General features: G+C 65.5%; 7 protein-coding genes. 2 read left to right on the top strand and 5 right to left on the bottom strand.

What is annotated here, in order from left to right; all coding sequences use genetic code 11:
• Positions 1 to 318 precede the first annotated feature (318 nt).
• From EJC49_RS26195 to phnF, 5 genes are all read right to left on the bottom strand, one after another.
• Positions 319 to 450 carry a hypothetical protein gene (locus tag EJC49_RS26195; RefSeq protein WP_280960012.1) on the bottom strand — a complete coding sequence of 44 codons (132 nt, stop codon included), beginning with the start codon at positions 448 to 450 and terminating at the stop codon, positions 319 to 321.
• Positions 447 to 689 (bottom strand): hypothetical protein, encoded by a 243-nt coding sequence (locus EJC49_RS07885; protein ID WP_126699010.1) that lies wholly within the window; start codon positions 687 to 689, stop codon positions 447 to 449. The genes EJC49_RS26195 and EJC49_RS07885 overlap by 4 nt, the downstream gene beginning before the upstream one ends.
• On the bottom strand, positions 658 to 981 hold the full coding sequence (locus EJC49_RS07880) for a DUF4258 domain-containing protein (RefSeq protein WP_126699008.1): 324 nt from the start codon (positions 979 to 981) through the stop codon (positions 658 to 660). The genes EJC49_RS07885 and EJC49_RS07880 overlap by 32 nt, the downstream gene beginning before the upstream one ends.
• A gap of 1 nt (position 982) precedes the next feature.
• Positions 983 to 3907: an excinuclease ABC subunit UvrA gene (gene uvrA, locus EJC49_RS07875; RefSeq protein WP_126699006.1), complete on the bottom strand. Its 2925-nt coding sequence runs from the start codon at positions 3905 to 3907 to the stop codon at positions 983 to 985.
• A 696-nt stretch (positions 3908 to 4603) separates the two neighbouring features.
• Entirely contained in the window at positions 4604 to 5308 is a 705-nt protein-coding gene (gene phnF, locus EJC49_RS07870; protein ID WP_126699004.1) for a phosphonate metabolism transcriptional regulator PhnF, read from the bottom strand.
• 234 nt (positions 5309 to 5542) lie between these two features.
• Between phnF and EJC49_RS07865 the strand changes: the two genes are divergently transcribed.
• Together EJC49_RS07865 and EJC49_RS07860 are read left to right on the top strand one after the other, a co-directional pair.
• Entirely contained in the window at positions 5543 to 6679 is a 1137-nt protein-coding gene (locus EJC49_RS07865; protein WP_126699002.1) for an extracellular solute-binding protein, read from the top strand.
• Complete coding sequence (locus EJC49_RS07860; protein ID WP_126699000.1) at positions 6666 to 7556, top strand: ABC transporter permease; 891 nt, start codon at positions 6666 to 6668, stop codon at positions 7554 to 7556. The genes EJC49_RS07865 and EJC49_RS07860 overlap by 14 nt, the downstream gene beginning before the upstream one ends.
• Positions 7557 to 7563: the final 7 nt, after the last annotated feature.

Raw genomic sequence — 7563 nt, 5'->3', positions numbered from 1 at the left:
TCGTCCATGCCCTTGCCTCCAAAAACCGCGGCCATTGTGGGGTTGGAGCGGGGAGCCGTGGATGGATTTCGTGGAAGCGTCTGATTTCGTTGGGGCTGGGTGGAATCTGTCCACGCGGTTGGGCCTTCGGGCGCACTGGATATCGAACCGGAAGGTCAGCGCTGTCGGTCCTGCTACCTTGCGATAGCCTGCGCCCTACGGCGCCCTCCTTTGCCTGCCGGTTGCCTGGCCCGAGCCACGGGACTCGGCCCGTCCTTGCGGGGGAGATCACTCTCTCCGCCGGCTTCGCCAATAGCCAAGCGTTTGCGTGGCGCGCCTCTACTCCGCCGCCGCCTTCTTCCCCGCAGGGCGGCGTTCCAGCAGCTCCTTCAGGAACTGGCCGGTGTAGCTGCGGGGTTCCTTGACGACGTCCTCCAACAGGCATTGCGCCGCCGGTTCGCTACGCGTCACGCCACCTTGGTCATCTCAAACACTTCCCCATGTCTCGCCGCGCCGGCAATATCGCGACGGCGCAACGCCCGGCGGACTTCGTCGAGCTTCAGGGCATCCGCGGCGGAGAGGTAAGGACCCCAGCCGGTTTGGTCGTCGGGCTCGTAGATGAGCTCGACCGGAATCCTGGCGACATAGCCGCCTTCCTCTACGAGCTTGGTAACGTGCTCACGCCTTGCGTCGGCTTGTGGAGTGCTCATCCCACTTGTCCTTGTCGGGCAGATAGACCGTCACGAGGACGGCATGAACCGCAGTGTCGTTGATCATACCCCAAACGGCATGGATCGTGCCAGCCGGAAGGATGTGCCGTGCGAGAAACGAAGGTCCCATGCGTCCAGTGGTATAGGTCTCGACGACAGTCCATGTCGGAATGCTCGCGAGAATGTCTGACAGGAGGATGCTTCGCTCATTCAGTCGTCCCTGGGCATGGTCGGAAAGCCTGAACCTGCCGGCCTCGATACGCTCGCGTATCTGGTCGACGACGTCGTTCATCCTACTCCGCCGCCGCCTTCTTTCCCGCCGGGCGGCGCTCCAGCAGCTCCTTCAGGAACTGGCCGGTGTAGCTTCGCGACTCCTTGACGATGTCTTCCGGCCGGCCGACGGCGACCAGTTCGCCGCCGCCGTCGCCGCCCTCCGGGCCGAGGTCGAGAATCCAGTCGGCGGTCTTGATGACCTCCAGATTGTGCTCGATGACGACGACCGTGTTGCCCTGGTCGACGAGCTCGTGGAGGACTTCGAGCAGCTTGGCGACGTCGTGGAAATGCAGGCCGGTGGTGGGCTCGTCGAGGATGTAGAGCGTCTTGCCCGTGGCCTTGCGCGACAGCTCCTTGGCGAGCTTGATGCGCTGCGCCTCGCCGCCCGACAGCGTGGTGGCCTGCTGGCCGACATGAATGTAGCCGAGGCCGACCTTGGCCAGCGTCTCAAGCTTGTCGCGCACGGCGGGAACCGCGGCGAAGAACTCGGCGCCCTCCTCCACCGTCATGTCGAGCACGTCGGCGATCGACTTGCCCTTGAAGGTGACGTCGAGCGTCTCGCGGTTGTAGCGCTTGCCGTGGCAGACGTCGCAGGTGACGTAGACGTCGGGCAAAAAGTGCATCTCGATCTTGATGACGCCGTCGCCCTGGCAGGCCTCGCAGCGCCCACCCTTGACGTTGAAGGAAAAGCGCCCCGGTTGATATCCACGCGCCTTGGCCTCCGGCAGGCCGGCGAACCAGTCGCGGATCGGCGTGAAGGCGCCGGTGTAGGTGGCGGGGTTGGAGCGCGGGGTGCGGCCGATGGGCGACTGGTCGATGTCGATGACCTTGTCGAGGAATTCCAGCCCCTCGATGCGGTCGTGCTCGGCCGGGTGCTCGCGCGCACCCATGATGCGCCGCGAGGCGGCGCGAAACAGCGTCTCGATCAGGAAGGTGGATTTTCCGCCGCCCGAGACGCCGGTGACGCAGGTGAACGTGCCGAGCGGGATCTCGGCGGTCACGTTCTTCAGATTGTTGCCGCGGGCGTTGACCACCTTGATGCGGCGGCCCTTCTTCAGCGCCCGGCGCTGCGCCGGCAGCGGGATCGACAGCGCGCCGGAGAGATACTGCCCGGTCAGCGATTTCGGGTTGGCCATGATCTCGGCCGGCGTGCCCTCGGCGACGACGCGGCCGCCATGGATGCCGGCGGCCGGCCCCATGTCGACGACATAGTCGGCGGTGCGCACCGCGTCCTCGTCGTGCTCGACCACCACGACCGTGTTGCCGATGTCGCGCAGGTGCTTGAGCGTGTCGAGGAGGCGCGCGTTGTCGCGCTGGTGCAGGCCGATCGACGGCTCGTCGAGCACGTAGAGCACGCCGGTCAGCCCCGAGCCGATCTGCGAGGCGAGCCGGATACGCTGGCTCTCGCCGCCCGACAACGTGCCGGAATTGCGCGACATCGACAGATAGTCGAGACCGACGTCGTTGAGGAAGCGCAGCCGGTCGCGGATTTCCTTGAGGATCCGCACCGCGATCTCGTTCTGCTTGGCGTTCATCTGCGCCGGCAGCGCCTCGAACCAGGCGCTGGCGTTGCGGATCGACAGTTGCGTCACCTCGCCGATGTGTCGGCCGGCGATCTTGACCGCCAGCGCTTCCGGCTTCAGGCGAAAACCGTGGCAGGCCGGACAGGGCGTAGCCGACATGTAGCGCTCGATCTCCTCGCGGCTCCAGGCCGACTCGGTCTCCTTCCAGCGCCGCTCGAGATTGGGGATCACGCCCTCGAAGGTCTTCGAGGTCTTGTAGGAACGCATGCCGTCGTCATAGGAAAACGCGATCTGCTTCGATCCCGTGCCATGCAGGATGGCGTTGCGCGCCGCCTCGGGCAGCTCGCTCCAGCGGTCGCCGAGCTTGAAGCCATAGGCCTTGCCCAGCGCGTCGAGCGTCTGGCCGTAATAGGGCGAGGAGGAGCGCGCCCAGGGGGCTACCGCGCCGTCGCGCAGGGACAGGTTCTCGTCGGGAATGACCAGCAGCGGGTCGATCGCGCGCTGGCTGCCCAGCCCGTCGCAGGTCGGGCAGGCGCCGAACGGATTGTTGAAGGAGAAGAGACGCGGCTCGATTTCCGAGATGGTGAAGCCGGAGACCGGACAGGCGAATTTTTCCGAGAAGAGAATCCGCTCGTGCGTCTCGTTGAGCGACTTGTTGGCACTGCCGCCCTCCGACGTCTCCCCGGGAGGCAGCGGCTTGTCGGCGAATTCGGCGATGGCCAGTCCGTCGGCCAGCCGCAAGGCGGTTTCCAGCGAATCGGCCAGCCTGGCGGCGATGTCGCCGCGCACCACGATGCGGTCGACGACGATGTCGATGTCGTGCTTGTATTTCTTGTCGAGCGCGGGCGCCTCGGCGATCTCGTAGAACTGCCCGTCGATCTTGACGCGCTGAAAACCCTTGCGCTGCAGTTCGGCCAGTTCCTTGCGGTATTCGCCCTTGCGGCCGCGCACGATCGGGGCGAGCACGAAGAGCCGCGAGCCCTCCTCGACGGCGAGCACCCGGTCGACCATCTGCGACACCGTCTGGCTCTCGATCGGCAGGCCGGTGGCCGGCGAATAGGGCACGCCGACGCGGGCGAAGAGCAGGCGCATGTAGTCGTAGATCTCGGTGACGGTGCCGACCGTGGAGCGCGGGTTCTTCGACGTCGTCTTCTGCTCGATCGAGATGGCGGGCGACAGGCCGTCGATCTGGTCGACGTCGGGCTTCTGCATCATCTCCAGGAACTGGCGCGCATAGGCCGACAGGCTCTCGACGTAGCGGCGCTGGCCCTCGGCATAGATGGTGTCGAAGGCGAGCGACGACTTGCCCGAACCCGACAGGCCGGTCATCACCGTCAGGCTGTCGCGGGGGATGTCGAGATCGACGTTCTTGAGATTGTGCTCGCGCGCGCCGCGGATCGATATGTACTTCTGGTCGGCCATGGCCGGATCGCCGCCTCGTGCTCGGTGTGGGAATGCGCGGCGGACAGGGACCCCGCACCGTCCTCATGTAGGATCGATCGCCGCCACGTCGAGAGGCGCGCGTGCAATGCGGCATGGAGTTAGACGCCAATGCCGCGCGCAGGCAAGCGCAAAGAACAAAGAGGAAACAGGTTCCTGACACGCAGCCTGTGGATAACGGTGCGACGTGTGGATAACCGAGAGGCCGTGGATGAAGCGCCGGTCTTCGCCGGGGGGTGATCACGTTTGGTGACGAGAACCCGCCGGGCCTTGACCCCCGGCGCGATCGGGGTCAATCTTCCTTCGTCGGCTGCAAGACGTCGGCGCCCGCCGGAGCCTGATGACCCCGGTACGCGCCCCGCCGGCACGGCGAAACAGACACAGGAGGGAGGCATGACTCCACCGGACTGTTCCCCAGGGTCCCGCTCCTAGCGGGACCGCGGCAGGCGCGGCGCTTGCGCCGTCACGTCGCCCGCCGTTTCCCCTGACAATCAGAGACTGCTGGTCGGGCCGTCGGTCATCCCGCGTTGCGCCCGAAATCATCGGAGAGCACTCTCCGCCAAGCCGGACATATCCGGACCTGAATGGAGCCCTGACCGCCACGTGCGGCAGGGCTTTCCTCATATGGACTGGCGCTGCGCGGGCGGCCCTCGGAGCCGCCAGGCCATGGCCGCCGCCTCACGCGTTGACGAATGACAGCTTGATCAGCCGGCTGTTCATGACCGCGTGCTGCCATTCGACGATCCGTCCGTCGGCCAGCATGCCGGTCGCGACCACGTCGAGAAGCGGAGCGTTCCGCGGGCACTTCAGCAGCGACGATTCGCGTTCGTCGGGCAATCGGGCTCCCACGGTCGTGGATTTGCGATGCAGGTCGCCCAGCTTCGCCTCCTTGAGGAGCGACGTGAACGACCCGACCCGCAGCAGCCTCTGCTCGAAATCCTCGATCAGGTCGGCCGGAAAGTAGCGCGTCGTCAGGATGAAGGGCACCCCGTCGCCGAGAATGATCGTGGTCTGGGACAGGACCGCGCTGCCTTCCGTGGTTTCCAGCCTTGCCGCAAGCTCCGCATCCGCGGTCGTGACTGCGCTGTCGACGAGTTGCGAGGAACTGGCCACGCCCTGTTTTTCCAGCACGTCGCGAAACCGCGACACGGCGTCGATCTCGTAGGTCACGTTGGTGCGCATGACGAAGCTGCCGCGCCCGTTGATGCTGCGGATCGAACCGTCCTGGGACAGGGCGAGATAGGCGCGCCTGACCGTGTTGCGGCTCACGCCGTGCCGGGCCGAGAGCTCCTGCTCGGGAGGAAGCCGCTCGCCCGCGGCAAGGCGCCCGTCCTCGATGTCCGACTTCAGGTTCTCATACAGGGCTGCCCATTGCGATTTCATGCCTGCGACCGTGCCTCTTCCCGATCCTCGGATTGTATGGAGTCCGGCTCTCCTTGTCGAGCTGTACCTACAGCTGTCATCCGCATTTCACAATGCTTGGGTAATTCCGGGGAGGGTCATCGACCCCCGCCACACCCCTGGCGGCGAGCAAATCAAGGAAGCGTCCACAGCGCACGACTTCTGGCGTCACCGTGCCGGAACGCGTCGTCTGCTGCCTGAAATCTGGAGACCAAGATGAACCGCAGACAGCTTATCCGTTGCACATTCGCGGCCGCAGCCCTCGTCGCCGCGCCGTCCGTCGCTTTCGCCGATGTCAATCGCATCGACGTCTACATCACCGGCGATTCCAACATCATCAACTTCTGGAACAACATCATCAAGCCGGCTTACGAGTCCGCCCATCCCGAGTACACGTTGAACGTCGTCAGCGCCCGCAACGCGATCGCACCGATCGTCGAGCGCACGCTCGCGGCGCTGGGCACCGAGGTCGATCCGCAGGTCGACATCTTCGACGAGAACGATCCGAACCTCCCCGCGGGCGCGATCGAGAAGGGCCTCTGGGTCGACTTCACCGAAGCCGGCCTGCAGAACTACGACAAGATCAACCCCGTGACGATCGAGACCAACTACGGTCTCCCCTATCGCGGCACGCAGGTCGTCCTGGCCTACGACACCACCAAGCTCGCGCCGGAAAACGCGCCGAAGACCTGGGCCGAGCTGGTCGCCTGGATGAAGGAAAATCCCGGCCAGTTCACCCACAACCGTCCCGATACCGGTGGCTCGGGCGGCAATTTCGTCCGTCGCGCCATTCACGAGGCCAACGGCCGCGATCCGTCGCTCTTCCGAATCGACAACTACGTGCAGGGCGAGAGCGACGAACTCCTGGCCAAGGGCTTCGAGCTGCTAAAGGAAATCGCGCCCTACACCTACGGGCCCGGCTCCTATACGGCCGACAACATGCAGTCGATCCAGATGCTGGCGCAGGGCGTCATCACCATGGCTCCGGTCTGGTCCGACATGGCCCTCGACGCGGTCAACAAGGGCGTCCTTCCCGAGACGATCGCCTTCACCCAGCTCACGGATCTGGCTTTCGCGGGCGGCTTCGCCGACATGACCGTTCCGACCAACGCGGGCAACCTCGAAGCCACCCTCAAGCTCGCCGACCTCGTGCTGTCCGAGGAGATCCAGACCAAGGTCGTCACCGAGATCGGCGCCTTCCCGGCCATCGGCTGGGAACACCTGCCCGAGGAACTCGCGTCCAAGTATTCGAACCTGCAGCCGGCCTCGATACCGACGTTCCCGGGCGGACCCTGGGTGTCCGCCATCAGCGACGGCTGGTTCCGCAACGTGGCGCCGCATGTCAACCGTTGAGGCAGCCACGGCCGCCGTCAAGCGTCGGCACGTCGACGGGAGGGGGCTCATCGGCCTCCTCCTGGTCGCCGCGCCCGTCACGCTAATTGGCGCGCTCATCCTCTGGCCGGTCAGTGTGTCGGTATTCGACACCCTGACCGTGCGGGGTCCGGACGGACGTCACTTCAGCCTGGAATCCTACCGCTTCTTCTTCTCCGACGGGTTCAGCCTGCGCAACCTGTGGCTGACCATCCAGGTGGCGGCCATCTGCACGGTCCTGCTGCTCGTCATCAGCCTGCCCATCGCGCTCTACCTGCGGTTTTCCGAAACCCGCCTCGCCGGCTACATTCAGGCGCTGGCCCTGTTTCCCCTGTTCGTGCCGTCCATCCTGCTCGCCTACGCGCTGATCCGCACGCTTGGCCCCAACGGCACCGTCGACATCCTGCTGACGGCGGTCGGTCTGCCCAAGATTCCATCGCCCTACCTGACGCCCTGGGGGCCGATCATCGGGCTGGTGTGGGACAATCTGCCGTTGACGCTGCTGATCATCCTGGCGGGCCTGTCCAACGTGTCGCGTGCCTCGATCGACGCTGCGCGCGACGTCGGCGCGGGATCCTTCGCCGTGTTGTGGTACATCGTTTTGCCGCGGATCAGGGGCACGCTGCTCGTCGCGGCCTCCTTCATCATCCTCGGCCTGTTCTCGGCCTTCACCCTCCCCTATCTGCTCGGCCCGGCCGTTCCGGAGATGATGGGCCCGTTCATGCGCCGCACCATCATCGAGGTGGACGATCCGCTGCAGGCGCGCACCCAGGCCGTCGTCACCTTCATGATCTGTGCGCTCTTTGCCATGTTCTACGTCCGGTCGGTCGCACGCACGCGGCGGGAGCAGTCCTCGTGACCCGGGT

The organism is Aquibium carbonis (genome assembly GCF_003970795.1).
Lineage (GTDB): Bacteria > Pseudomonadota > Alphaproteobacteria > Rhizobiales > Rhizobiaceae > Aquibium > Aquibium carbonis.
This window is presented reverse-complemented; position numbering and strand designations above follow the sequence as displayed.

Coding starts and splice junctions, on each gene's coding strand:
- EJC49_RS07885 (WP_126699010.1), bottom strand. CDS start 689: ATGAGCACTCCACAAGCCGACGCAAGGCGTGAGCACGTTACCAAGCTC.
- EJC49_RS07880 (WP_126699008.1), bottom strand. CDS start 981: ATGAACGACGTCGTCGACCAGATACGCGAGCGTATCGAGGCCGGCAGG.
- uvrA (WP_126699006.1), bottom strand. CDS start 3,907: ATGGCCGACCAGAAGTACATATCGATCCGCGGCGCGCGCGAGCACAAT.
- phnF (WP_126699004.1), bottom strand. CDS start 5,308: ATGAAATCGCAATGGGCAGCCCTGTATGAGAACCTGAAGTCGGACATC.
- EJC49_RS07865 (WP_126699002.1), top strand. CDS start 5,543: ATGAACCGCAGACAGCTTATCCGTTGCACATTCGCGGCCGCAGCCCTC.
- EJC49_RS07860 (WP_126699000.1), top strand. CDS start 6,666: ATGTCAACCGTTGAGGCAGCCACGGCCGCCGTCAAGCGTCGGCACGTC.